The 23,195-nt window shown below is 68.4% G+C and carries 25 protein-coding genes; 15 read left to right on the top strand and 10 right to left on the bottom strand.

Going from position 1 to position 23,195, the window contains the following annotated elements:
* Positions 1-188 precede the first annotated feature (188 nt).
* From IEX93_RS00775 to tgt, 8 genes are all read left to right on the top strand, one after another.
* Positions 189-968, top strand: a complete 780-nt coding sequence (locus IEX93_RS00775) for an enoyl-ACP reductase FabI (protein WP_188845451.1) — start codon at positions 189-191, stop codon at positions 966-968.
* A 53-nt stretch (positions 969-1,021) separates the two neighbouring features.
* Positions 1,022-2,287 (top strand): ABC transporter substrate-binding protein, encoded by a 1,266-nt coding sequence (locus IEX93_RS00780; protein WP_188845453.1) that lies wholly within the window; start codon positions 1,022-1,024, stop codon positions 2,285-2,287.
* Between the two features lie 19 nt (positions 2,288-2,306).
* The gene (locus tag IEX93_RS00785) at positions 2,307-3,551 is read left to right on the top strand and encodes an MGH1-like glycoside hydrolase domain-containing protein (RefSeq protein WP_188845692.1); all 1,245 of its coding nucleotides are present in this window, start codon (positions 2,307-2,309) and stop codon (positions 3,549-3,551) included.
* Positions 3,548-4,393 (top strand): carbohydrate ABC transporter permease, encoded by an 846-nt coding sequence (locus tag IEX93_RS00790; protein ID WP_188845455.1) that lies wholly within the window; start codon positions 3,548-3,550, stop codon positions 4,391-4,393. Before IEX93_RS00785 ends, IEX93_RS00790 begins: the two co-directional genes overlap by 4 nt.
* Positions 4,390-5,184 carry a carbohydrate ABC transporter permease gene (locus IEX93_RS00795; RefSeq protein WP_188845457.1) on the top strand — a complete coding sequence of 265 codons (795 nt, stop codon included), beginning with the start codon at positions 4,390-4,392 and terminating at the stop codon, positions 5,182-5,184. The genes IEX93_RS00790 and IEX93_RS00795 overlap by 4 nt, the downstream gene beginning before the upstream one ends.
* A 10-nt stretch (positions 5,185-5,194) precedes the next feature.
* Positions 5,195-6,241 carry an ABC transporter ATP-binding protein gene (locus IEX93_RS00800; protein ID WP_188845459.1) on the top strand — a complete coding sequence of 349 codons (1,047 nt, stop codon included), beginning with the start codon at positions 5,195-5,197 and terminating at the stop codon, positions 6,239-6,241.
* A gap of 119 nt (positions 6,242-6,360) precedes the next feature.
* Positions 6,361-7,572 (top strand): flavodoxin-dependent (E)-4-hydroxy-3-methylbut-2-enyl-diphosphate synthase, encoded by a 1,212-nt coding sequence (ispG, locus tag IEX93_RS00805; RefSeq protein WP_371863139.1) that lies wholly within the window; start codon positions 6,361-6,363, stop codon positions 7,570-7,572.
* Positions 7,572-8,732, top strand: a complete 1,161-nt coding sequence (tgt, locus tag IEX93_RS00810) for a tRNA guanosine(34) transglycosylase Tgt (RefSeq protein ID WP_188845463.1) — start codon at positions 7,572-7,574, stop codon at positions 8,730-8,732. Before ispG ends, tgt begins: the two co-directional genes overlap by 1 nt.
* Here tgt and IEX93_RS00815 read toward each other — a convergent pair.
* Genes IEX93_RS00815 through rpmB form a run of 3 tightly spaced genes read right to left on the bottom strand, consistent with a single transcriptional unit; the run spans position 8,729 to position 10,879 of the window.
* Positions 8,729-9,826: an AI-2E family transporter gene (locus IEX93_RS00815; protein ID WP_188845465.1), complete on the bottom strand. Its 1,098-nt coding sequence runs from the start codon at positions 9,824-9,826 to the stop codon at positions 8,729-8,731. The genes tgt and IEX93_RS00815 overlap by 4 nt on opposite strands.
* Positions 9,827-9,830: 4 nt before the next feature.
* The gene (locus IEX93_RS00820; RefSeq protein WP_188845467.1) at positions 9,831-10,526 is read right to left on the bottom strand and encodes a M23 family metallopeptidase; all 696 of its coding nucleotides are present in this window, start codon (positions 10,524-10,526) and stop codon (positions 9,831-9,833) included.
* Between the two features lie 56 nt (positions 10,527-10,582).
* A complete protein-coding gene (gene rpmB / locus IEX93_RS00825; protein ID WP_188845469.1) occupies positions 10,583-10,879 on the bottom strand; it encodes a 50S ribosomal protein L28 in 297 nt (98 codons plus the stop codon).
* A 68-nt stretch (positions 10,880-10,947) separates the two neighbouring features.
* On the opposite strand from rpmB, the gene lspA reads away from it, so the two are divergent.
* Positions 10,948-11,400, top strand: a complete 453-nt coding sequence (gene lspA, locus IEX93_RS00830) for a signal peptidase II (RefSeq protein ID WP_188845471.1) — start codon at positions 10,948-10,950, stop codon at positions 11,398-11,400.
* A 19-nt stretch (positions 11,401-11,419) separates the two neighbouring features.
* On the opposite strand, the gene IEX93_RS00835 is transcribed toward lspA, so the two are convergent.
* The 3 genes from IEX93_RS00835 to aspC are packed head-to-tail and all read right to left on the bottom strand — an operon-like array spanning position 11,420 to position 15,071.
* Entirely contained in the window at positions 11,420-12,571 is a 1,152-nt protein-coding gene (locus IEX93_RS00835) for a cation:proton antiporter domain-containing protein (RefSeq protein ID WP_188845473.1), read from the bottom strand.
* The gene (locus IEX93_RS11685) at positions 12,561-13,853 is read right to left on the bottom strand and encodes a TrkA C-terminal domain-containing protein (protein WP_188845475.1); all 1,293 of its coding nucleotides are present in this window, start codon (positions 13,851-13,853) and stop codon (positions 12,561-12,563) included. Before IEX93_RS11685 ends, IEX93_RS00835 begins: the two co-directional genes overlap by 11 nt.
* A 60-nt stretch (positions 13,854-13,913) precedes the next feature.
* The gene (gene aspC, locus IEX93_RS00845) at positions 13,914-15,071 is read right to left on the bottom strand and encodes an aspartate/prephenate aminotransferase (RefSeq protein WP_188845477.1); all 1,158 of its coding nucleotides are present in this window, start codon (positions 15,069-15,071) and stop codon (positions 13,914-13,916) included.
* Between the two features lie 96 nt (positions 15,072-15,167).
* Between aspC and IEX93_RS00850 the strand changes: the two genes are divergently transcribed.
* Complete coding sequence (locus IEX93_RS00850; RefSeq protein WP_229906064.1) at positions 15,168-15,332, top strand: nucleotidyltransferase substrate binding protein; 165 nt, start codon at positions 15,168-15,170, stop codon at positions 15,330-15,332.
* On the opposite strand, the gene IEX93_RS00855 is transcribed toward IEX93_RS00850, so the two are convergent.
* A complete protein-coding gene (locus tag IEX93_RS00855; protein ID WP_188845479.1) occupies positions 15,329-16,246 on the bottom strand; it encodes a diacylglycerol/lipid kinase family protein in 918 nt (305 codons plus the stop codon). The two genes, IEX93_RS00850 and IEX93_RS00855, sit on opposite strands and share 4 nt — an antisense overlap.
* A 17-nt stretch (positions 16,247-16,263) precedes the next feature.
* Between IEX93_RS00855 and IEX93_RS00860 the strand changes: the two genes are divergently transcribed.
* Both IEX93_RS00860 and IEX93_RS00865 read left to right on the top strand, forming a co-directional pair.
* Entirely contained in the window at positions 16,264-16,902 is a 639-nt protein-coding gene (locus IEX93_RS00860; RefSeq protein WP_188845480.1) for a histidine phosphatase family protein, read from the top strand.
* Between the two features lie 33 nt (positions 16,903-16,935).
* Complete coding sequence (locus tag IEX93_RS00865) at positions 16,936-17,790, top strand: GNAT family N-acetyltransferase (protein ID WP_188845482.1); 855 nt, start codon at positions 16,936-16,938, stop codon at positions 17,788-17,790.
* Here IEX93_RS00865 and IEX93_RS00870 read toward each other — a convergent pair.
* A complete protein-coding gene (locus IEX93_RS00870; RefSeq protein ID WP_188845484.1) occupies positions 17,760-18,644 on the bottom strand; it encodes a histone deacetylase family protein in 885 nt (294 codons plus the stop codon). The genes IEX93_RS00865 and IEX93_RS00870 overlap by 31 nt on opposite strands.
* Positions 18,645-18,672: 28 nt before the next feature.
* Between IEX93_RS00870 and IEX93_RS00875 the strand changes: the two genes are divergently transcribed.
* On the top strand, positions 18,673-19,305 hold the full coding sequence (locus tag IEX93_RS00875) for a metallophosphoesterase (RefSeq protein WP_188845486.1): 633 nt from the start codon (positions 18,673-18,675) through the stop codon (positions 19,303-19,305).
* Here IEX93_RS00875 and IEX93_RS00880 read toward each other — a convergent pair.
* Complete coding sequence (locus tag IEX93_RS00880; protein ID WP_188845488.1) at positions 19,295-19,744, bottom strand: tRNA (cytidine(34)-2'-O)-methyltransferase; 450 nt, start codon at positions 19,742-19,744, stop codon at positions 19,295-19,297. The genes IEX93_RS00875 and IEX93_RS00880 overlap by 11 nt on opposite strands.
* A gap of 9 nt (positions 19,745-19,753) precedes the next feature.
* Positions 19,754-21,289: an ATP-binding protein gene (locus IEX93_RS00885; protein ID WP_188845490.1), complete on the bottom strand. Its 1,536-nt coding sequence runs from the start codon at positions 21,287-21,289 to the stop codon at positions 19,754-19,756.
* A gap of 217 nt (positions 21,290-21,506) precedes the next feature.
* Here IEX93_RS00885 and IEX93_RS00890 point away from each other — a divergent pair, with 217 nt between their 5' ends.
* Together IEX93_RS00890 and IEX93_RS00895 are read left to right on the top strand one after the other, a co-directional pair.
* The gene (locus IEX93_RS00890; protein WP_188845492.1) at positions 21,507-22,844 is read left to right on the top strand and encodes an ammonium transporter; all 1,338 of its coding nucleotides are present in this window, start codon (positions 21,507-21,509) and stop codon (positions 22,842-22,844) included.
* Entirely contained in the window at positions 22,841-23,191 is a 351-nt protein-coding gene (locus IEX93_RS00895) for a P-II family nitrogen regulator (RefSeq protein WP_188845494.1), read from the top strand. The genes IEX93_RS00890 and IEX93_RS00895 overlap by 4 nt, the downstream gene beginning before the upstream one ends.
* The last annotated feature ends 4 nt before the right edge of the window (positions 23,192-23,195 follow it).

Here is a 23,195-nt window from a genome sequence, read left to right on the forward strand (position 1 = left end):
TCCCGGGCCTTTCTTGCGCCCCGAAAAACCTCTTTGCCGACCGTGGTAAGCTGCATCCGTGGGGACCTCCTCTCCCTTGGAGTGGTCCCCACATTTTTACTCGTCCAGTCTCACATGTGTCTGTCCGAGTTCAAGGGCCCGCTCCGGCGAAGCCCGCCGGGGATGGACCCCTCGGGTATAATCCCGGCATGCTAAGCCTGGACCTTTCCGGGAAGAAGGCCCTGGTCATGGGAGTCACCAACCAGCGGAGCCTGGGCTTTGCCATCGCCGAGAAGCTCAAGGAGGCGGGGGCCGAGGTGGCCTTAAGCTACCAGGCGGAAAGGCTCCGCCCCGAGGCGGAAAAACTCGCCGAGGCCCTGGGCGGGGCTTTGCTCTTCCAGGCGGACGTGACCAAGGACGAGGAGCTTGACGCCCTCTTCGCCGGGGTGAAGGAGGCCTTCGGGGGGCTAGACTACCTGGTCCACGCCATCGCCTTCGCCCCCCGGGAGGCCATGGAGGGGAGGTACATAGAAACCCGGCGCCAGGACTGGCTTTTGGCCCTGGAGGTCTCCGCCTACTCCCTGGTGGCCGTGGCCCAAAGGGCCGAGCCTCTTCTTAGGGAAGGAGGCGGCATCGTCACCCTCACCTACTACGCCAGCGAGAAGGTGGTGCCCAAGTACAACGTCATGGCCATCGCCAAGGCCGCCCTCGAGGCCAGCGTCCGCTACCTGGCCTATGAGCTCGGCCCCAAGGGGGTGCGGGTGAACGCCATCTCGGCAGGGCCGGTACGCACCGTGGCTGCAAGGAGCATCCCCGGCTTCACCAAGATGTACGAGCGGGTGGCCGAGACCGCCCCCCTCAAGCGCAACGTCACCCAGGAAGAGGTGGCCAACCTCGCCCTCTTCCTCCTCTCCCCCTGGGGAAGCGGCATCACCGGCGAGGTGGTCTACGTGGACGCCGGGTACCACATCATGGGGATGGAGGTTTAGGTTGACACCCTAAAACGCTTTCCGGTATAACCTCCCTAAAGGGAGGTGAAAGGATGCGGAAGCTTTTAGGGTTGGCCCTTTTTGCCCTTCTGGGCGGGGCCTGGGCCCAGAGGGTGGTTTTCCTCTCCACCCAGCTCAGGCCCATTGAGGAAGCGCAGAAGGTGCGCCAGGTGATCCTCAAGGACTTCCCGGGCCAGGTGCAGTTCGTCCCCGAGGACTACCCCGTCTGGCTCAACCGGGTCCTGGCCGAAGCCCAAACGGGCCGGGGCACCGTGGGGGTTCTGGGCGGGCTCCACGGGGACTTTCCCCCCTTGGCGAGCCGGGGGCTTCTGGAGTCCCTGGACGGCCTCTTCGCCCGGCTTAAGGGCCGGGGCTTTCCCCTCAGCTTTGTGGAGTTGGGCAAGCTGGGCACCAGGGAGCAGCTCTACATCCCCTGGATGCAGGCCACCTACGTAATGGTGGCCCACAAGGAGGCCCTCCGCTACCTTCCCCAGGGGGCCGACCTCAACGCCCTCACCTACGAGGATCTGAAGAACTGGGCCAAGGCCATCTACGAGGCCACGGGCCAGCGGCGCCTGGGCTTCCCGGCGGGGCCTGGGGGGTTGATCCACCGCTTCCTCCAAGGCTACCTCTACCCCTCCTACACGGGCAGCCAGGTGCGCCGCTTTAAGAGCCCTGAGGCCGAGGCCATGTGGCGGGACTTCCAGGAGCTTTGGCGCTACGTCAACCCCCGGTCCACCGCCTACGAGTTCATGCAGGAGCCCCTCCTTTCCGGGGAGGTCTGGATCGCCTGGGACCACGCGGCCAGGCTCAAGGACGCTCTGGTACAACGGCCCCAGGACTTCGTGGCCTTCCCGGCCCCTGCGGGGCCCAAGGGGCGCGGCTTCATGCCGGTGGTGGCGGGGCTTGCCATCCCCAAGACGGCCCCCGACAAGCGGGCCGCCGAGGCGCTCATAGACTACCTGACCCGGCCCGAGGTCCAGCTCCTCACCCTTAAGGAGGTGGGTTTCTTCCCCGTGGTCCAGGTGGCCTACGGGGAGGACCTGCCCCAGGGGATCCGCCTCCTGGCCCAAGCGGTGAGCGCCCAGGCCTCGGCCCAGGACGCCCTGCCGAGCCTCCTCCCCGTGGGGCTTGGGGACAAGGGCGGGGAGTTCAACAAGGTCTACCGGGACACCTTCACCCGGATCGTGATCCGCGGGGAGAACGTCCGGCGGGCGCTGGACCTGGAGGCTCAGAACCTGGCCCGCATCCTCCGGGAAACGGGTGCCCCCTGCTGGCCTCCCGACACCCCAAGCCAGGGATCCTGTCCCGTAGAATAGCCCCATGACGGCTCTCCGGGTGCGCGCCCTGGAAGTTCTCCAGGCCAATAGCCGGGGGGCCTTTACCATCCCGGCGCGGGGGCTTTACCCGTACCAGTGGCTTTGGGACTCGGGCTTCATCGCTCTAGGCTGGGCCCAGGTGGACATGGAGCGGGCCTGGCAGGAGCTCCTCTGCCTCTTTGACTACGGCCAGTCCCCCGACGGGATGCTTCCCCACATCGTTTTTCACGAGCAAAGCCGGGACTACTTCCCGGGCCCCGAGGTCTGGGGGCGGGAGGCCCTGGCCCGCCCCGCCACCTCGGGGATCACCCAACCCCCCGTGGTGGGGAGCGTCCTCCTCTACCTCTACGAGAAGGACCCCGACCGCGAGCGGGCCCGGGAAAGGGCCCGCTACCTCTTCCCCAAGGCCCTGGCCTTTCACCGCTGGCTCTACCTGGCCCGGGACCCGTGGCGCACGGGGCTTGTGGCCATCGTCCACCCCTGGGAGTCGGGCATGGACAACAGCCCCGCCTGGGACAAGCCCCTAAGCCGGGTGCCCTTGGAAGACCTTCCTCCTTACGAGCGCCGGGACGTGCGGCACGTTTCCCCCGAGGAAAGGCCCAAGAAGGAGGACTACGACCGGTACCTTTCCCTCCTCTTCCTCTTCCGCAGGTTGGGCTACGATCCCCGGGCCATCTACGAGCACAGCCCCTTCAAGGTGGTGGACGTGGGCTTCAACGCCATCCTCCACCGGGCCAACCGGGACCTCTACACCCTGGCCGTCCTCCTGGGGGAGGACCCCGGGGACCTGGAGGAGTGGATCCTGCGGGGAGAGGTGGGCCTCGAGGCCCTCTGGGACCGGGAGCGGGGCTTTTACTTCAGCCTGGACCTGGTGGCCGGGGAGCGGATCCCCGTGAAGACCTCCGCGGGCTTCCTCCCCCTCTACGCCGGCACCCCCCACGCCGGTCGGGCGGGGTTCTTGGCCGAGGAGATCCGGCGCTGGGGGGAGAAGGTGGCCTACCTCCTTCCCAGCGCGGACCCCGAAAGCCCCGCCTTTGAGCCCAAACGGTACTGGCGGGGGCCGATCTGGATCAACGTGAACTACCTGGTGGCCGAGGGGCTTAAGGACTACGGTTTCCTTTCCCTGGCAGAAAGGCTCAAGGCGGACGCCCTCGCCCTCATGGAAAGGGAAGGCTTCCGGGAGTACTACGACCCCCTCACGGGGCAGGGCCGTGGGGGAGAAGCCTTCTCCTGGAGCGCCGCCCTCGCCCTTTACTGGACATGAACACCCGATACCTGCCCTACCTCCTCATCCTGCCCAGCGTCCTCTTCCTCCTCCTCTTTTTCGGCTGGCCGGTGCTGAGCGCCTTCCTCCTGGCCTTCCGGGAAGGGGAGGGGTGGGGGCTTGGGCAGTTCCGGCGCATGGCCCAGGACCTCTACTTCCAAGACGCTCTCCGGAACACCCTCCTCCTCACCGCCGTCATCGTGCCCCTGCAGGTGGCCCTAGCCCTGGGGATGGCCCTTCTCCTCCCCCGCCTCGGGGGAGGCCGGGACCTTTTCCTCTACTTCTGGACCATCCCCTTGGGGATCTCCGACCTGGCGGCAGGCATCGTCTGGCTCGCCATCTTCACCGAGCGGGGCTACCTGAATAGCCTCCTCCACGCCCTGGGCCTTCTGGACACCCCCACGGGCTGGCTTACCTACGAGCACCCCACCGCCCTCTTCCTCTCCGTGGTGGCGGCGGAGGTCTGGCGGGCCACCCCTTTGGTCCTCCTGATCCTGGTGGCGGGCCTCCAGCTCATCCCCAAGGAGCTGATCGAGGCCGCCGAGGTCTTCGGGGCCACCCCCTGGGTCCGCTTCTGGCGGATCACCCTCCCCCTCCTCAAGCCGAGTCTGCAGGTGGCCCTGATCCTGCGCACCGTCTTGGCCTTTGAGGTCTTCGCCGTGGTGGTGGCCTTGGGCGGTCGGAACCTCCCGGTCTTGGCGGGGGAGGCCTACTTCTGGTACGCCGACTACCAAAACCCCGGGGTAGCGGCGGCCTACGCCGTCCTCATCCTGGGCATCTCCTTGGCCGCCACCTTCCTTTACCTTAAGGCGCTCCGCGTGCGGGAGGAGGTGTACGGATGAGGGTCTGGCCCTGGCTTTTAGCCCTGGCCTTTACCTTATGGGTGTTACTTCCCATCTACCTCATCGCCCTGAGCGCCTTCTCCCCGCGGGAAGCCGTCTACGCCTGGCCCAAGGCCTTCCTTCCCGGAAGCCTCTCCCTGGAAACCCTTCGCTTCTTCTTCGGAGTGGAAGGCGTCTGGCGGGCCACGGCCACCAGCCTGGTGGTGGCGGGGCTCACCGTGGCCTTCAGCCTCCTATTGGGGGCCCCGGCGGGCTACGCCCTGGCCCGGTTCCCCTTCCCGGGGCGGGACGCCTTCCGGGTGCTTCTGATCCTCACCCGGGCCTTTCCCATCGTGGTCCTGGCCCTTCCCTTGGCGGTCCTCTTCCTCCGGGTGGGCCTTTACGACACCCCCTTGGGGGTGGCCCTAGTCCACACCGCCCTCACCCTGCCCTTCGCCGTTTTGGTGAGCGCAAGCCTTTTCCTCTCCATCCCAAAGGAGCTGGAGGAGGCCGCCTGGACCCTGGGGTGCACCCGGACCCAGGCCTTCGTCAAGGTGGTCCTGCCCCTGGCCCTGCCTGGGCTTGCCGCCACCGCCATCTTCGCCTTCATCACCTCCTGGAACGAAGTCTTCGCCGCCAGCGTCCTCACCCTCCAGAACAAAACCCTCACCGCCTACCTCCTCACCCTTTTGGACGAGTCCCCCCTGCCCTTTAAGTTCGCCGGGGGGTTTTTCCTGGTGGTCCCCGCCTTGGTCTTTCTCTTCTTGGTGCGCCGCTACCTCTTCACCCTTTGGGGGATCAGCCACCGCTAGGGAGAACGCCATGGGTAGCATCCGGGTGGAAAACGTGGTCAAGCGCTTCGGCAAGGTGGAGGCCCTGAAAGGGGTGCGCCTCCAGGTCCAAGACCAGGAGTTCTTGGTCCTTCTGGGACCCTCGGGCTGCGGCAAGACCACCCTCCTCCGCATCGTGGCGGGCCTGGAAACCCCCACCCAAGGGGAGGTTTATATCGGCGAGCGGCGGGTCACCCACCTCCCTCCAAGGCTTCGGGGCATCGCCATGGTCTTCCAAAACTACGCCATCTTTCCCCACCTCACGGTCTACGAGAACGTGGCCTTCGGCCTAAGGATGAAACGCCGCCCCGAGGCGGCGATCCGCCAAAAAGTCCGGGAGGTGGCCGCCCTCCTACGCATAGAGGAGCTTCTGGAACGCTACCCGGCCCAGCTTTCCGGGGGGCAGCGCCAACGGGTGGCCGTGGCCCGGGCTTTGGCGGTGGAGCCCGAGGTCCTCCTCATGGACGAGCCTCTTTCCAACCTGGACGCCCTCCTGCGCCTGGAGATGCGGGCCGAACTGAAGCGCCTCCTCAAGGAAACCCGCACCACCACCCTCTACGTCACCCACGACCAGGTGGAAGCCATGAGCCTGGCGGACCGCATCGCCGTGATGCGCCAAGGGGAGATCGTGCAGCTGGGCACCCCCACGGAGATCTACCACCATCCCGCCGACACCTTCGTGGGAGGCTTCATCGGCAACCCGCCCATGAACTTCCTCCCCGTGGTGGCGGAAGGGGGGCAGGTGGTCCTGGACGGGCTCAGGCTCCCAAGCCCTGCGGAACGTGGCCCCCTGCTCCTCGGGATCCGGGCCGAGGACCTGGAGGTCTTCCCAGAACCCGTGGAGGGAGGCTTCGCCGCCCGGGTCCTGGTGGTGGAGCCCCTAGGCCCCCACCTTCAGCTCACCTTGGAGCGGGAAGGGACCACCTTCCGGGCCCTGGCCGACCCCGGCTTCGCCGCGGCCCCCGGGGCCACCCTCTACCTCCGGCCCAAAGAAGGGCGGGTGCGCTTCTTTCATCCCGAGACGGGAAAAGCCCTTTAAGTACCTCGCCGCGGTGGGGGCCCCAAAGGGAGCTTCCCAAGGCACCCCATGTGGCGGAAGCCACCGTGCGGCCACTTAGCCTCCTGATCCCTCCCGGTCCTTGGGCTACCATGGAGGGGATGAGGCGTTCTACCCCCACGGTCTGGGTGGGTTCCGTCCCCTTGGGCGGGGCCCATCCCATCGCCGTCCAGTCCATGACCAACACCCCCACCCGGGACGTGGAGGCCACCACCGCCCAGGTCCTGGAGCTCTACCGGGCGGGGAGCGAGATCGTCCGGATCACGGTGAACGACGAGGAGGCGGCGAAGGCCGTGCCCGAGATCAAGCGGAGGCTCCTCGCCGAGGGGGTGGAGGTGCCCCTGGTGGGGGACTTCCACTTCAACGGCCACCTCCTCCTGCGCAAGTACCCCAAGATGGCGGAGGCCCTGGACAAGTTCCGCATCAACCCAGGGACCCTGGGCCGGGGCCGCCACAAGGACGAGCACTTCGCCGAGATGGTCCGCATGGCCATGGACCTGGGGAAGCCCGTTAGGATCGGGGCCAACTGGGGAAGCCTAGACCCCGCCCTCCTCACCGAGCTCATGGACCAAAACGCCAAGCGCCCCCACCCCAAAAGCGCCCACGAGGTGGTGCTGGAGGCCCTGGTGGAAAGCGCCGTGCGCGCCTATGAAGCCGCCTTGGAGATGGGCCTTGGGGAGGACAAGATCGTCCTCTCTGCCAAGGTGTCCAAGGCGCGGGACCTGGTATGGGTCTACCGGGAGCTCGCCCGCCGCACCCAGGCCCCCCTCCACCTGGGCCTCACCGAGGCAGGCATGGGGGTGAAGGGGATCGTGGCCTCGGCCGCCGCCTTGGCCCCCCTTCTTTTGGAGGGGATCGGGGACACCATCCGCGTCTCCCTCACCCCGGCCCCGGGGGAGCCCCGCACCAAGGAGGTGGAGGTGGCCCAGGAGATCCTCCAGGCCCTGGGCCTCAGGACCTTCGCCCCCGAGGTGACGAGCTGCCCCGGGTGCGGCCGCACCACCAGCACCTTCTTCCAGGAACTGGCCGAGGAGGTGGCCCGCCACCTGAAGGCCAAGCTTCCCGAGTGGAAGGCCCGCTACCCCGGGGTGGAGGGGCTCAAGGTGGCGGTGATGGGCTGCGTGGTGAACGGCCCCGGGGAGAGCAAGCACGCCCACATCGGCATCTCCCTCCCGGGGGCGGGGGAGGAGCCCAAGGCCCCGGTCTACGCCGACGGCAAGCTCCTCACCATCCTCAAGGGGGAAAGGATCGCCGAGGAGTTCCTTAGGCTCGTGGAAGACTACGTGAAGACCCGCTTCGCCCCCAAGGCCTGATGGAAGCCTTTGCCTTCCAGGTGGAGGCCCGCTCGGGGAGGGCCCGGGTGGGCCGCCTCGCCACCCCCCACGGGGCGGTGGAGACACCCCTTTTCATGCCCGTGGGGACCCAGGGCTCGGTGAAGGGGCTTTTGCCCAAGGACCTGAAGGCCATCGGGAGCCAGGTCCTCCTGGCCAACACCTACCACCTCCTCCTTAGGCCCGGCCCCGAAAGGGTGAAGGCCCTCGGGGGGCTTCACGGCTTTGCGGGCTGGAAGGGGCCTTGGCTCACGGACTCCGGGGGCTTCCAGGTGATGAGCCTCGGGCACATGCGCCGCATTGACGAGGAAGGGGTGGTCTTCCAAAGCCACTTGGACGGGCGCCTCGTCAAGCTCACCCCGGAAAGGAGCATCGCGGTGCAGGAGGCCTTGGGGGCCGACCTCATCATGGCCTTTGACGAGTGCCCCCCCTACCCTTCCCCCAGGGCCTACCTGGAAGCCTCCTTGGAACGCACCCTCCGCTGGTTGGAGCGGAGCCTTAAGGCCAAGACCCGGCCCGACCAGGCCCTTTTCGGCATCGCCCAGGGGGGGACGGAGCCCGACCTGAGGCGCCGCTCTACCCTGGAGACGATCCGGTTTGACCTCCCGGGCTACGCCATCGGGGGCCTCGCCGTGGGCGAGCCCAAGGAGGCCATGTTCCGCATGGTGGCCCTCTCCACGGAGCTTCTCCCCGAAACCAAGCCCCGCTACCTCATGGGGGTGGGCCACCCCGAGGACCTGGTGGCGGCCATGGGGCTTGGGGTGGACCTCTTTGACTGCGTGTATCCCACCCGCACGGGCCGCTTCGGGAGCGCCCTGGTGCCGGAAGGACGCCTCAACCTGAAAAACGCCCGCTTTCTGGACGATAAGGGCCCCCTCGAGGCGGGGTGCGACTGCTACGCCTGCGAGACCTTTAGCCGGGCCTACATCGCCCACCTGGTGCGCGCCGGGGAGATGCTTGGGGGGATCCTCCTTTCCCTCCACAACCTGCGCCACCTCCACCGGCTCACGGAAGAGGCCCGGAAGGCCATCCGGGAAGGGCGCTACAACGAGTTCGCCTGGGCCTTCGCCGAAAGGCGCTTCGGCCGGGAGGTCCCCCTTTGGTTCCGCGAGGCCCTAGCCGCCGGGGGGCACGCCCCCTAGCCCTCCCGGTAGAAGCGGCTTTCCTTGTAGTAGTCCTCCAGAAGGACCTTGAGGAAAGCGGCCAGGGGCACCCCCAAAAGGGCCCCCCATAGGCCAAAAAGGGTGGCCCCGGTGAGGATGGCGGCGATGGCGGTGATGGGGTGGAGCCGGGTGGCCCGGCCCACGATGAGGGGCCCGAGGACGTGGGCCTCCAACTGGTTCACCGCCACCATGACCAAAAGGGCCAAAAGGGCCTTCAGCCAGCCCCCCGTGGCGGCGAGGAGCAAGGCGGGCACCCCTGAGACCACCACCCCCACGAAGGGGATGAGGTTGAAGACCCCGGCCAAAAAGCCCAGGCTCGCCGCCAGGGGAACCCCCACGAGCCAAAACCCCACCCCCACCAGGACCCCCACGCAAAGGGCCACGAGAAGCTGCCCCCGCACGTAGCCGCCCACGCTGGCGTTGAGCTTGGCGGCGAGGTCTTGGACCAGGGGCTGGTAGGGCTCGGGGAATAGGGCGAGGGCCGCCCGGGCCAGCCGGGGGAGGTCGTAAAGGAAGTAGACCGAGAGGACCAGGGCGGTGAAGAGCTGGAAGACCCCGCCGAGGAGGGAGGCGAAAAACCCGAGGAGGTTCCCCCCCTGGGCCAGAAGCCCCTGGAGCCAGCGGACGAGGGCCTCCAGAAAACCCTGGAGGAGGCCCTGGAGGTTCCGGGTGAGCTCCTGGAGGACGGGCCTTAGGCTTTCGGGGACGGGCACGGCCTGGGCCCGATCGGGCAGAGCCACGAGCCAGGCCCAAAAGGGGTCCAAAAACCGAGGCAGGTCCCGGGCCAGCCGGGAAAGCTCCACCACCGTCTGGGCAGCGAGGAAGGAGGCCAGGGCCAGGAAGAACCCCAGGAGAAGGTAGACCAAGACCACCCCGGCCGCCCGGGGGATCCGGCGCTTTTCCAAGGCGTGGACCAGGGGGTGGACCAGGTAGGCGAAGGCGAAGGCGGAAAGGAGCACGGAAAGGGCGGGCCAGGCCCGGACCAAAAGGCGGTAGGCCAGGTAAAAAAGGAGGAGGTAGACGAGAACCCTCACGTAAGGGTTCTCCCAGACCTGGGCGAAGGCCTCGCGCATGGGGCTATTTTAGGCCGAAAAAGGCCTCGGCCCGGCGAAGAAGCGCCTCGCCCTCTAGCCCCTGGAAGAGGAAGGGGCTCCGGTCGGGCTCCCCCTCCCAGACCTCAAAGAGGAGCCTGGGGGCCCCGCCCATAAGGCCGGTGCTCCCCACGTAGCCGATGGGGTCACCCCGGTAGACCCGGCTTCCCACCCTTAGCCCCGGGTAGGGAGCCTCGAGGTGGGCGTAGACGGTGGTGCGGCCGTCCGGGTGGCGAACCCAGACCTCGAGGCCCCGGAGGAGGTCCATGTCCTCTGGGGAGGCCCCCTCCCGCACCCGCTCCAGAAGAGCCTGGAAGGCCTCCGGGGTGGGCTCCTCGTAGTCCAGGTCCACCTTCACCACCTCGCCCCCAAAGGCCGCCACCACCCCCATCCCCCGCACCACGGGCACGCAGGCGTCCCCCTGGCGGAAGACGAAGCCCGCGCTCACCCCCTTGCGGTAGGGCCTCGAGGCCCCGGGGAGGTTCTCGGGGCGCCTTGGGAGGCAGGCCCCGGGAAGGGGAAGGATGTACCCCTCGGGGGCCCAGAGGGCCCTTTCCCGGTAGGCTTGGACCTCCTGGCGAAGGGCCGCCACCTGCCGCCCCCTAAGGGCGAAGCCCAGGGTGACCACCAAGGCGTAGAGGAGGGCGGCGAAAAGAAGGTAGTGCCCCGGCTTCCAGGCCATGGGGCCATGCTACAAAAAAAGGGCCCCCAAGGGGGGCTAGAAGGCGAGCCAGGAGCTTAAAGAAGCTTCAGGAGCCTCTCCTTGATCTCCTTGGCGGAAAGGCCCTCCAGCTTCAGACCCTTGGCCCGCTCCACCAGCTCGTAGACCTTGGGGATGTGGCTTGCCGCCACGCGGAAGGTGATCTCCTGCCCCGCCACCCTCACCCGCACCTTCTGCAGGTTGGGGTACTGGCGCCGCTTGGAGATGCCGGTGGTCTTCTTGCCCACGCCCCCTTCCCGCTTGGCCTTACCCCGCCTTTGGATGCTGTTGGCCACGATGGGCCGCTTTCCGCTGATCTCGCACACCTTGGACATGGCACCCTCCTGCCCGAAGGCAAAACCCTTGAGATTATAGCACAAGGGACTGGGGTAGACTCATGGGGATGCCCACGGTGCTCGTGCCCCTGCTTTTAGCCCTGGACCAGATCCTCAAGCTTTGGGCCCTGGAAAACCTCTCCCCGGCGCCCAGACCCCTCTTAGGCGACCTCCTCTACCTCACCCTGGTGCGGAACACGGGGGCGGGCTTCGGCCTCTTCCAGGGCCAGGCCTCCCTCCTCGGCCTCCTCTCCTTCTTGGTAGGCGCAGGCCTTCTCCTCCTCCTCGCCAGGCGGCGCTACCCCCCCCTCCCCACCCTCGCCCTCTCCCTCATCACTGCCGGGGCCTTAGGCAACGGGATAGACCGCCTGGGCCGGGGCTGGGTGGTGGACTACCTGGACCTGGGGACCTCCATCCCCCTTATCGCCCACTTCCCCGTTTTCAACCTGGCGGACGTGTGCGTGACCCTGGGGGCGGCGCTCCTCCTCCTCGCCCCGAGGCGGAGGCGGCGCTGGATCTAAGCGGGACCCCCCAAGGCCTTTAGCGCAGGAAGCGCAGGAGCACCTTGGCCGCCCAAGGGAAGAGCAGGGAGGAGAGGGCGGCGGCGAGAAGGAGGACGAGGGCGGCCCGCTCGTCCAGGAGGTGGGCGCTCCTGGCGATCTCCGTCCCCGCGATCATCAGGGTGAAGGGGTAGGCGAGGAGGAGGGCGGCGAGGAAGGCCTCCCGCAGGCGGAACCCGCTCAAGAGGAGAAAGGGCGCGGGGAGGAGGCGGACGAGGAGCATGAGGAGGAGGGCCTGGCCCACCTCCAGGAGGAGGCGGCCGTCCAGGCCCGAGAGGTCCATCCCCATCCCCGTGCGGATGAAGAAGATGGGGATGAGGAAGCCGTAGCCCATGGCGCTGAGCTTGGCCTCGAGGTCGTGCTTCTTCTGCAGGAAGTAGGAGAGGATCATCCCGGCGAGGAAGGCCCCGAGAACGCTCTCCAGCCCCACCAGGCCGCTCATGACGGCGGCGGCGAACATGAGGGCCAGGCTCAGCCGGATGCCCATGGCGCTCGGGTCCTCCTCGTAGACCAGCCTGCGGCCCACCTCCGGGTACCACCAGAGGAAGAGGCCCGCCAGGCGGAAGGCGAGGAAGAGGAGGAGGAAGAAGAGGGCGATGACCCCGACCTCCTTCAGCAAGGGGAGGAGGCCCTGGTAGTGGGCCGCCTTCTCCATGGCGGTGAGGCCGAAGAGGCTCGCCACCTCCCCCAGGACGCCCAGGATCAGGACCCGCTTGGCGAAGGCCCGGCCCAGGATGCCCATGTCCCTCAGGGTAGCCACCATGAGGCCGATGGAAACCAGGGCGAGGATCAGGGCCTGGGCGAGCCCCACGCCCAAAAAGCCTGCAAGAAGCCCGGCGCTGAGGAACATGCCCACCACGTAAAGGGCGTAGAAGGCGAAGTGGCGGCGCTCCAGCTGGCGGAGAAGGTTGAAGTCCACCTCCAGCCCCGCGAGGAACATGAGGAGGAGGAAGCCGAAGTCCGCCAAAAACCCCAGGATCTCGGGGAGGGCCACCCCTTGGGCGAGGAAGTGGCCGAGGAGGAGGCCGATGACCAGCTCCCCCACGGGGACGGGCATCCTGAGGAGACGGGATAGGGGCGGGGCCAGGAAGGCCGCCAGAAAGACGAAGAGCAAAAGAAGGCTACCGCTCAAGGTTGACCTCCGGCACCAAGAGGGTGGACACCGGGCTCGCCTGGGCCAGGAGCTGGGGGACGTAGGGGCGGAAAAAGGCGGTGCGGCGCCCCGGGGTGTAGCCCAGGGCCAGGAGATTGAACTTCCCCTTGAGGAGCCGGAGGGTTTCCCGCACGGGGTTGCCCTCCTTGCGGATGAGGTGGACCTCGAGGCCCGAGGTCTTCCGCGCCCGCTCCACCAGAAGCTTTAGGTTCTCCAGAAACTCCTTCTCCTCAGGGGGCATGAAGGCCTCCACCCGGCTCACGAAGAGGACGTGGACCTCGCCGCCGAAGATCCGGGCCAGGTCCATGGCCGAGGCCAGGAGGGGGCTCAGGGCCTCGGTGTTGGCGGAAACGAGGATGCTCCGGTAGGGGTGGGTCCCCCGGAGGTGGAAGGAGGGGAAGGGGTACCCTTCCTGGAAGACCCGCCGTACCCAGTCCCGGTCCCGGGCCAGGAAGACCCCCAGCTCCGCCACCCCCTTCGGGTCCTCGCAGGCCTCCACCCAGTCCCGCACCCTGAGGCGCTCCTTGAGGTAAAGGGCCTCCTCCCCCTCCACCCGGCAAAGGGCGCCCACGCTCCCGAAGCGCCGGGGGAACGAGGGCTCGCCCCGGATCACCGCCCCCACGAAGATCTCCACCCCCCGGGGGTCGCCCACCACGAGGAGCCGGTCCCCCGGCTGGACCCGGAAGTCGGCCCGGGGCAGGAGGGGGTTCCCTTCCCGGTAGACCAAGGCCACCCGGGCCCCCGGCTGGCGAAGCTCCCGGAGCCGGGCGTAGACCGCGGGGGAGGACTCGGTGATGAGGACCTCCACCACCTCCCCCTTCCGCAAGCCAATACCCACGGGGTAGCGGACGATCCCCTGCCCCTGGAGGAGGTTGCGCAGGATGGCCCCCAGGATCTCGGGGATGGAGACCACCTCCAGGTCCAGCTCCCGCACGGCCTGAGGGTCCGGCCGGGCCTTGGAGACGTGGACGATCTTGCCCCGGTAGCCCAGGGCCTTGCGCAGAAGCCGGGCCACGTCCAAGGTGGCCTCCACGGAGAGGAAGGAGATGACGGCCTCCACCGCCTCGAGGTCCACCTCCTTCCAAAGCCCCACGTCCGTGGCGCTCCCCGGGAGGGCCCGAAGGTTGGCCACGGGGGCCTTCTCCAAAAAGGCCCGAAGCCGCGCCTCGTCCCGCTCCACCAGGACCACGTCGGCGATGGCGGAGACCACTTCCACGATCTCTTCCACGTACCGGCCTAAGCCGAGGAGGACCACGCTCATAAAGACCCCCAGGACGCGGGGCCACCCCGCGCCGCTAGACGATACTCCAGAAAACCCCGCCTAGGCGCGCCCCAGCACCCGGGCGAAGCGCTCCAGGGCCTTCTTCAGGTTCGCCTCGCTGGTGGCGTAGGAAAGGCGCACGTGGCCAAAGGCGGCGAAGTCCGTCCCCGGGACCACCGCCACCCCCGCCTCAAGAAGCCTCTCCGCCGCCTGGATCTCGTCGGGGGCGATGGGGGAGGTGTCCATGAGGACGTAGAAGGCCCCTTGGGGGCGCACCGCCTTTAGGCCGAGGGAAGAAAGCCCCTCCAGGAGGAGGTCCCGCCTTTTGCGGTAGGCCTCTCGGGCCATCTCCACGAAGGCGCGGGAGGCCTCCTGGTTGGTGAGGGCCTCGAGGGTGGCCCACTGGGCGATGGTGTCGGGGCTCGTGGTGGACTGGCTGGAGACGGAGGCCATGGCCTGGATCACCTCCTTGGGCCCGCAGGCGTAGCCGATGCGCCAGCCGGTCATGGCGAAGGCCTTGGCCGCCCCGTTCACGGTGAGGGTGTGGTGGGGGGCCACCCGCCCCGGGGAGAAGTGCTCCCCCTCGTAGAGGAGGTGCTCGTAGATCTCGTCGGAGACCAGGTAGAAGTCGTGCTCCTGGGCGAGCTCCGCCAGGGCCACCAGGACCTCCTTGGGGTAGACCGCCCCCGTGGGGTTGTTGGGGGAGTTCACCACCAGGGCCTTGGTCCTTGGGGTGATGGCCCGGGCCACCCGCTTGGGGTCGGGGATGAAGCCCTCCTCGGGAAGGGTTTCCACTTCTACCACCACCCCCCCGGCAAAGCGCACCATCTCCGGGTAGCTCACCCAGTAGGGGCTAAGCACGATGACCTCGTCCCCGGGGTCCAAAATGGCCTGGAAGAGGTTGAAGAGGGCCTGCTTCCCCCCCACGGTGACGATGGTCTCCTCGGGGGTGACGGAAAGGCCGTTTTCCCGGCGGAACTTCTCCGCCAAGGCCTCCCTTAGCTCGGGGATCCCCGCAGGGGGGGCGTACTTGGTCTTGCCCTGGGAAAGGGCCCGCCTCGCCGCCTCCTTCACGTGCTCGGGCGTGTCAAAGTCGGGCTCCCCGGCGGTCAAGGCCACCAGGTCCACCCCCTGGCGCCTTAGCTCCAAGGCACGGGCGTTCACCGCCACCGTGGCCGAGGGCTTCATGGACCGCACCCTTTGGGAAAGGCCGCGCATAGGGTCAGTATACGGCGTGGAAGACCCTCAAAACCTACCTGGAGCTCCAGGGCCTCGAGGCCCTTCCCCAGATCCGCCATCCGGGGCGCCTTCCAGGTGGGCCTGCTCTCCGAGGATCCCTTCTGGTTGGAGATGCTAGAACTCCGCAACCTCACCGCCCACCCCTACGAGGAAACCCTGGCAGAAAGCATCTACGCCCGGCTCCCCGAGGCCCTCAAGCGCTTCCAGGATCTCCTAAAGGCCCTTAAGGAAAGCCCCTAAGTCCCCGCAGGCCTTAGGGCGGGGACCTCGCCCTTGACCGAAGCCCGCCTCCCCACCACCCTAAGGCCCAAGGGGACCACCTCCGCCCGGTAAGAGGCGGCCTCGGGCAAAAGCTCCCCGTCGGCGTGGGCGGGCACGGGGTGGGGGAAGTCCACGGCCACCTCCCGGCCCGCCAGGGCCACCACCTCCGGGTGGGAGAGGTGCCGGCCCAAAAGGAGCCGGGGCAGGATGAGGACCACCCCGAGCCGGGAGAAGCGCCGAGCCAGGACCACGGAAAGCCTCCCGTCCCGGGGGTCGGCCATGGGGGCGATGGGGATCCCCCCGCCGTAGGCGGGGCCGTTCATGACGGCGAGGAGCAAAAGGGGGCCCTGGTAGACCAAAGCCCCGTCCAAAAGAACCCTTCCTTCGGGGAGCCTAAGCTCCCTTAACACCCCAAAGAGGGCGTAGAGGTAGCGGGGCATCCCCCGGAGGAAGGGGGGGGCGGAGAGGGCCTTCTTGGCCACCAGGGCGTCAAAGCCGATGCCCAAGGAGGCCCCGAAGGGCTCCCCGTTCACCCACCCCAGGTCCACCGCCTCCTCGGGGGCGAAGAGGGCGTGTTCCAGGGCCTTGGGCCAGGGAAGCCCCAAAAGGCCCAGCATCCGGGCGAAATCGTTCCCGCTTCCGATGGGCACCACCCCCAGGGTCTTCTCCGTACCCGCAAGGCCCCTCAAAACCTCGTGCACCGTGCCGTCCCCCCCCACGGCCACCACCCGGGCCCCTTCGGGAGCTTTTTGGGCGAGCTCCGTGGCGTGCCCCGGCCCCTCGGTGAGGAAGGCCTTGGCCCCCCTCTCCCGGGCCGCCTTTAGGATGGCCCCGGAAAGCCTCCCCACCTTGCCGCGGCCCGCGGCGGGGTTTACGATCACCCACCTTTCCACCCCCGTATTCTACGGGCATGGGGCTTCTCGGCCATTTCCTGAAGGGCCCTCACAAAAAGACCACCCTCCTCCTCACCCGGGCGGGCCCCGTGGAAAACCCCCACCACGTCCTCTATAGCCACCCGGGCCTTCTCCTGGCGGAGGAGGGGAGGAAGGCCCTCCTAGGCCTCCTCCCCCTTCTTCGCCGCCACCCCGTGGCCCACGTCTACGCCGCCGACAGCCTGGCGGAGGCCGAGGCCGCCCGGCTCCTGGCCGAGGCCCTGGGGGTGCCCCACACCCTCCTCCCCGAGCTTCGGGAAAGGTCCTGGGGGGCCTGGGAGGGGCTTTCCTTCGCCGAGGTGGAGGCCCGCTTCCCCGAGGAAGTGGCGGCCTGGCTAAGGGACGAGGCGGGCTTCGCCCCGCCCGGGGGGGAAAGCGTAAGGGAAGCCTGGGAGCGGGGGAGGCGGGCGGTCCGGGGCCTCCTCAGGAGGCACCTGGGCCAGGCCCTCCTCGTGGTGGGGAACTGCACCCTGAACCGGGCCGCCCTAAGCCTCGCCCTGCCCCTACCCCCGGAGGAGGGCCTAAGGCTTGAGCAGGACTACGCCCGGCTTTCCGTGGTGGACTTCTACGGGGAAGAGGGGGTGGTGAAGGCCCTGAACCTGGACCCTTGTCCCTAGCGAGGAAAGCGCCCGCGGGAGTACACTTAGACCATGATCCGGCCCGTGGCCCGCAAGGACCTCCCGGGGCTTTTAAAGCTCCTCCGCTTCATGGACGAAAGCCCCCAAAGGGGGGTCTTGGCCCCGGAGGCCCGGGACCTCGAGGGCCTGGCCGAGGAGCTGGAGGACGGCCTCGTCCTCCTCCGGGAAGGGGAGGTGGTGGGGTACGTGGGGCTTTACCCCTTCTGGGACGGGGCCGCTTTGGAGGGGCCTTTGGCCTACCGGGAGGAAGACCTCCCCCTCCTCCTGGAGGCGGCGGAAGGGCGGGCCAAAGCGCTCGCCCCAGAAAGGCTTTACGCCTTCCCCCGGGAGGAAAACCGGGTCCTGCGCCGGGCCCTGGAGGAAAGGAGCTTTGGCCTCCTCCACGTGACCTACTTCTTCGTCAAGGACCCCGAGGGCCTGGACTACCCCGCCCCCGAGGGCGTGCGGGTGGAGGAGGGCTTCCCCGGGGCCGAGGTCTACCGGGAGCTCTACCGGGAAAGCGAGGAGAGCTGGGCCCTGCGCCTCCGCTGGACGGACGAGGAACTTGAGGAGCACTTCCAGGACCCCGCCGTCCACCTCCTGGTGGCCTACCTGGAAGGGGTGCCCGTGGGCATGGCCGAGGTGGAGCTGGAAGGAAAAGAGGCCAGCGTGGCCTACATCGGCGTGGTCCCCAAGGCCCGGGGGAAGGGGATCGGGCGCACCCTCCTCTCCGAAGCCGCCCGGCTCGCCCAAAGGAAGGGGGCAAGCCTCCTCCGGGTCCGGGCCCACCACCACGAACAGGGGGCTTTGGAGCTCTACCGCGCTTTGGGGTTTAGCCTCGAGGAAGCCGTGGCCACCTACGCCAAGGAGCTTAGGGCAAGCCGGTAGGTCTCCGCGTGGGCGGCCACGGTGAGGCGGGGGTCGCGGTTGTACCCCCCGCCCATCACCACCACCAGGGGCACCCCCAAGGCCTTCACGAAGCGGAAGACCCTTTCGTCCCGCCGCCTTACCCCTTCTGGGGTGAGGGCGAGGCGGCCGAACCGGTCCCCCCTTAGGACGTCCACCCCGGTGTTGTAGAAGACGAACTCCGGGCGGAAGGCGAGGGCCCTTTCCAAGGCCTCCTCCAAGGCCCAGAGGTAAGCTTCGTCCTCGTTGCCGTCGGGAAGGCCCACGTCCAGGTCGCTCTTTTCCTTCTTCAGGGGGTAGTTCCGCTCCCCGTGGAGGGAGAGGGTGTAGACCGTGGGGTCCTCCCGGAAGAAGAAGGCGGTGCCGTTCCCCTGGTGGGCGTCTAGGTCCACCACCAAAACCCGGCCCCAAAACCCCTCCTTGGCCCGAAGCCAACGGATGGCCACGGCCACGTCGTTGAAGAGGCTATACCCCTCGGCCCGGCCGGGGAAGGCGTGGTGGGTGCCCCCGGCGAGGTTCAGGCCGAGGCCCGCCTCGAGGGCGTCTAAGGCCGCGGCCAAGGTCCCCCCGGCGGCGTGGAGGGCGCGGGTGAGGAGGGCCCGGCTAAAGGGAAGGCCAAGCCGCAAGGACTCCTCCCGGCTAAGCCCCTCCCCGAAAAGCTTCTCCAGGTAAGGGGCCTCGTGGGCCAGGAAAAGGGCCTCCCGGGGCACCTCGGGGGCGGGGAGGGTGGGAAGAAGCCCCCTTAGGGCCTCCGCCACCCCAGCGTACTTGTAGAGGGGAAAGGGGTGGCCCTCGGGCAGGGGCAGGGAGAGGTGGGCCGTGGTGTAGGCCCGCACGCCCCTATCCTTACGCCTTTTTGCCAGAATGAAAAGGAGCGTGCGCCTCCTTCTCCTCTCCGACCAGGTCCACCCCCACGTCCACTCCCCCCGCTTCCCCGAGAACCTCCCCCCCTTTGACCTGGTCCTGGCGGCGGGGGACCTGCCGGGGGCGTACCTGGAGTACGTGGCCACCAAGGTCCGGGTGCCCGTGCTCTACGTGCCCGGAAACCACGGGGAGGAGTGGGTATGGGAGGCGGGGCGGAAGAGGCGGCCCGGGGGCGTGGTGAACCTCCACGGGCGGCTTTTCCGCCACGGGGGCCTCCTCTTCTACGGGATCGGCGGGGTGCCCCGCTATAGGGAAGGGGAGGGGCAGCTTTCCGAAGGGGAGCTTTTGCGCCTCGCCCTAAAGCCCTTTCCCCTGGCCTTCCCCCGGAGGCTCCTTTTGGGCCACGGGGTGGACGTCCTCCTCACCCACGCCCCGCCCCCGGGGCCCACCGCCGGGGAGGACTTCGCCCACCGGGGGGCAGGGGCCTTCCTCCTCTTCCACCGCCTCTACCGGCCCAGGCTCCACGTCCACGGCCACACCCCCCTCCTCGGGGCCAACCCCGAAAGGCACCACCGCACCCCCTTGGGGGTGGAGGTGGTCCACGCCCAGGGCTACGCCCTCCTCACCCTCTAAGCTGGCGGTAGGCCTCGTAGGCCGCCACCCCCACGGCCACCGCCAGGTTCAAGGAGCGCACCGGCCCCGGCATGGGGATCTTCAGGGCGGGAAACCGGGCCAGGACCTCCTCGGGAAGCCCCCGGCTCTCGGGGCCGAAGAGGAGGTAGTCCCCTTCCCGGAAAGCGGCCTCATAAAGGGAGGCCTCCGCCCGGGCGCTGAAGGCGAAGACCCGGGCCCCGGGAGGGAGGGTTTTCAAGAAATCCTCCCAGGTGTCGTGGAGCCGCAGGTCCACGTGCGGCCAGTAGTCCAGGCCCGCCCGCTTGAGCTTGGGGCTAGAGAGGAGGAAGCCCAAGGGGCGGATGAGGTGGAGGGGCCACCCCAAGGCGGCCGCGGTGCGGGCGATGTTGCCCACGTTCTGGGGGATCTCGGGCTGGTAGAGAACCAGGTGGAGCGCCATGCTTCGGGATCACCGCCTCCGGTAGCGGGTGGCCGCCCCCCGGCCCACCCTTTCCACCCGGCCCTCCCGGAGGAGGCGGCCTAGGAGCTTGAGGGCCGCCCCCCGGGAAAGCCCCAAGGCCTCCTCCACCTCCCGGCGGCGCCTTGGGGTCTTGAGAAGGGCCAGGGCCCTTTCCGCCAGGGGGTCCTGGCGGACCAGGTGGTACCGCCCTCCCTCCCTGCGCACGAGCCCCATCCGCTCCAGCCGGGCCAGGACCCGCCTCGAGGCCCCCTCGGGAAGCTGCAGGGCCCGGGCCAGCTCCCCCAAGGAGGCCTCCCCCACCCGGAAGAGGTGGCCCAAGGCGATGAGGTGGTCCAGGCTGAAGGCCCCGAAGCGCTCCTGGGCCTCGGCGATCTCCCGCACGAAGGCCTCGTCCAGCTCGGGGTTGTAGAGGACGAGGGTCAGGGCCTCGGGGAAGAGGCGGTACTCCGGGGGCTCCTTGCCATACTTGAGGAGGAGGCGGTACATCTTGTCCACCCCGCTTCCCGCCCGCTCCACGTAGCCCAGGCGGTAGAGGGCCTCGGCCAGGCGGGGGTTCCGCCTTTTGGGGGGGTGGCGGAGGACGTTTTCCGGGGTGATGCCGGGAGGGAAGCCCCCGGGGTTGGAGATCTCCAGGCGGTCCCTATGGTGGTGCACCTGGACGGCGTCCTTGCTCTGCCAGTCCCGGTGGACCAGGGCGTTGAGGAGGGCCTCCCGGTAGACTTCCTGGTCAAAGTCCCAGACCTCGAGGCGGAAAAGCCCCACGGTGAGGTAGCGCACCCGGTTCCGGGCCTGGATGAGCTCCTTCAGGCGCTCCAGGAGGGCGGGGATGGGCCTAAGGAGGTCCTCCCGGAAGCTATACCCCTCCTCCCCCTCGTGGTAGTAGTAGCTCACCTCCGCCTGGGGGAGGAGCCGCCTGAGGGCCAAAGAGGTCCCCGCCAGAAGAAGCCCCGCCACCGTGGGGCGCGCCTCCCCTTCCACCCGCTCCAAAAGCCCCAGGGCGAAAAGGAGCTCCAAATCCGGCAGGGCGGCCAAGGCGCTACCCCTTTCCTCGAGGATGCGCCTTAGGCGCAGGACCTCCATGGGGTCCAGATCGGAAAGGCTCGCCTGGGGGAGGACCTGGGCGGTGAAGTCGGGCTCGGGGAGGGCCTGGCCCACCCGGAGCTCCGTAAGCCGCGCCCCGTCCCAAAAGGGGACCCGCCCCGCCCCCACGGCGATGGCCGCCGGGCTTTGGGGGACGTAAAGGGCCAAAACCCGCCCCTCCGGGCCTTCCAACGCCTCCACGTAAGGGAGAAGAAGCCCCTGGGTGAGCTCAAAGAGGGCGTGGGTCACCTGCAAGGGGTGAAGCTCCCCCACCCCGAGGACCTTCCCCTCCCGGCTCACCCCCAAAAGGAGAAGCCCCCCCTTGTGGTTGGCGAGGCCCGCGGCGTAGCGGGCCAGCTCCTCCGGGGAGACCTCCGCCGGAAGGAAAAGGGTGCGCTCGTCCTGGCCCCGGGCCAGGCGCTCCAGGAGCTCGGACCACGTCACGGGGTCCAGTTTACGGGAGGGCCCCGGGGGAAGAAGGTGACCCTCAATCTCAGTTCTGTACAGCATTAGCCGCACAATACGCTTTTTATTCCCTAACATGCAGCATGCTAAGTCGGGCAATCTGTGCAGTTTGTCCGGCAATAAGTTGTCCGATGTCAAAGGATAGCTTGACAAATCGCACACCCCGCCCTACCCTAGACCCCAAGGGGGTGCGAGGATGCGGAAGAAAACCCTCCAAGGTATAGCGGCCCTAGGCCTATCGGGACTGGCCCTGGCGGAAGGGGTGGACGGGGCGGCCACGGCGTGGATTTTGGTCTCCACCGCCCTGGTCTTCCTCATGACCCCGGCCCTGGCCTTCTTCTACGGGGGGCTTGTGCGGGCCAAGAACGTCCTGAACACCATGATGATGAGCTTCGCCGCCTTGGGCTTCGTGGGGGTGGGCTGGGCCCTTCTCGGCTACAGCCTGGCCTTCGCCGAGGGGAGCCCTTGGCTTGGGGGCCTGGGGCACGCCCTCCTCAAGGGGGTGGGCCTCGAGGCCAAAGGGGAGATCCCCCACCTCCTCTTCATGGCCTTCCAGGGCACCTTCGCCATCCTCACCGCCGCCCTCCTCACGGGGGCCCTGGTGGAGAGGATGCGCTTTCCCGCTCTTCTTCTCTTCCTCACCCTCTGGGGGCTTCTCGTCTACGCCCCCATCGCCCACTGGGTCTGGGGCGGGGGGTTTTTGGGGGCTCTAGGGGCCTTGGACTTCGCCGGGGGGACGGTGGTCCACATCAACGCCGGGGTGGCGGCCCTGGTGGGGGCCTTGGTCCTGGGCACCCGGAAGGACTACGGACGGCAGGCCATCCTGCCCCATAACGTTCCCTTCACCCTTTTGGGGGCGGCCCTCCTCTGGTTCGGCTGGTTCGGCTTCAACGGGGGTAGCGCCCTGGCCTCCGGGGAAGGGGCGGCCTTGGCCTTCGCGAACACCCTCCTCGCCCCCATGGCCACGGTGGTGGCCTGGGCGGTTCTGGACCTGTTGCGCACGGGCAAGGTGACGGCGGTGGGTCTGGCCACGGCCATCATCGTGGGCCTGGTGGCCATCACCCCGGCGGCGGGCTTCGTCTCCCCCCTCTCCTCATTGGTCCTGGGGGCGGTGGCCGCCTTCCCCAGCTACTTCTTCCTCCTCTATAGGCCCAGGACCCGGCTGGACGACTCCCTGGACGTCTTCGGGGGCCACGGCCTCGCCGGGATCACCGGGGCCCTCCTCACCGGGGTCTTCGCCGAGAAGGCCTGGAACGGGGTGGCGGACGGGCTCCTCTTCGGCAACCCCACGCAGCTTTGGGTCCAGGCGGTGGCCGTCCTGGCGGCCATCCTTTACTCGGCCCTGGGCACTTTCCTCCTCCTCAGGCTCGTGGCCCTCCTCACCCCCTTGCGGGCAAGCCCAAAGGAGGAGGGCCTGGGCCTGGACGTGACCCAGCACGGGGAGGAGGCCTACACCAGCGGGGAAGGGGCCATCCTGGTCCTCTCGGGAAGCCCCTCCGTCCCCGCTCTGAAGCCCAAGGGAGGTGAGGCGTGAAGCTCATCGTGGCCATCATCCGCCCGGAGAAGCTCAACGAGGTGCTGGAGGCCCTTTTCAAGGCGGAGGTGCGGGGGCTTTCCCTAAGCCGGATCCAGGGCCACGGCGGCGAGACGGAGCGGGTGGAGACCTACCGGGGCACCACGGTGAAGATGGAGCTCCAGGAGAAGGTGCGCCTGGAGATCGGGGTCAGCGAGCCCTTCGTCAAGCCCACGGTGGAGGCCATCCTCAAGGCGGCCCGCACCGGGGAGGTGGGGGACGGGAAGATCTTCGTCCTTCCCGTGGAGAAGGTCTACCGGATCCGCACCGGGGAGGAGGACGAGGCCGCCGTCACCCCGGTACAATAGGGGT

The sequence above is a fragment of the Thermus composti genome (genome assembly GCF_014647535.1).
GTDB classification, from domain to species: domain Bacteria; phylum Deinococcota; class Deinococci; order Deinococcales; family Thermaceae; genus Thermus; species Thermus composti.

Coding starts and splice junctions, on each gene's coding strand:
- IEX93_RS00775 (WP_188845451.1), top strand. CDS start 189: ATGCTAAGCCTGGACCTTTCCGGGAAGAAGGCCCTGGTCATGGGAGTC.
- IEX93_RS00780 (WP_188845453.1), top strand. CDS start 1,022: ATGCGGAAGCTTTTAGGGTTGGCCCTTTTTGCCCTTCTGGGCGGGGCC.
- IEX93_RS00790 (WP_188845455.1), top strand. CDS start 3,548: ATGAACACCCGATACCTGCCCTACCTCCTCATCCTGCCCAGCGTCCTC.
- IEX93_RS00795 (WP_188845457.1), top strand. CDS start 4,390: ATGAGGGTCTGGCCCTGGCTTTTAGCCCTGGCCTTTACCTTATGGGTG.
- IEX93_RS00800 (WP_188845459.1), top strand. CDS start 5,195: ATGGGTAGCATCCGGGTGGAAAACGTGGTCAAGCGCTTCGGCAAGGTG.
- ispG (WP_371863139.1), top strand. CDS start 6,361: ATGAGGCGTTCTACCCCCACGGTCTGGGTGGGTTCCGTCCCCTTGGGC.
- tgt (WP_188845463.1), top strand. CDS start 7,572: ATGGAAGCCTTTGCCTTCCAGGTGGAGGCCCGCTCGGGGAGGGCCCGG.
- IEX93_RS00815 (WP_188845465.1), bottom strand. CDS start 9,826: ATGCGCGAGGCCTTCGCCCAGGTCTGGGAGAACCCTTACGTGAGGGTT.
- IEX93_RS00820 (WP_188845467.1), bottom strand. CDS start 10,526: ATGGCCTGGAAGCCGGGGCACTACCTTCTTTTCGCCGCCCTCCTCTAC.
- rpmB (WP_188845469.1), bottom strand. CDS start 10,879: ATGTCCAAGGTGTGCGAGATCAGCGGAAAGCGGCCCATCGTGGCCAAC.
- lspA (WP_188845471.1), top strand. CDS start 10,948: ATGCCCACGGTGCTCGTGCCCCTGCTTTTAGCCCTGGACCAGATCCTC.
- IEX93_RS11685 (WP_188845475.1), bottom strand. CDS start 13,853: ATGAGCGTGGTCCTCCTCGGCTTAGGCCGGTACGTGGAAGAGATCGTG.
- aspC (WP_188845477.1), bottom strand. CDS start 15,071: ATGCGCGGCCTTTCCCAAAGGGTGCGGTCCATGAAGCCCTCGGCCACG.
- IEX93_RS00860 (WP_188845480.1), top strand. CDS start 16,264: ATGGGGCTTCTCGGCCATTTCCTGAAGGGCCCTCACAAAAAGACCACC.
- IEX93_RS00865 (WP_188845482.1), top strand. CDS start 16,936: ATGATCCGGCCCGTGGCCCGCAAGGACCTCCCGGGGCTTTTAAAGCTC.
- IEX93_RS00875 (WP_188845486.1), top strand. CDS start 18,673: ATGAAAAGGAGCGTGCGCCTCCTTCTCCTCTCCGACCAGGTCCACCCC.
- IEX93_RS00880 (WP_188845488.1), bottom strand. CDS start 19,744: ATGGCGCTCCACCTGGTTCTCTACCAGCCCGAGATCCCCCAGAACGTG.
- IEX93_RS00890 (WP_188845492.1), top strand. CDS start 21,507: ATGCGGAAGAAAACCCTCCAAGGTATAGCGGCCCTAGGCCTATCGGGA.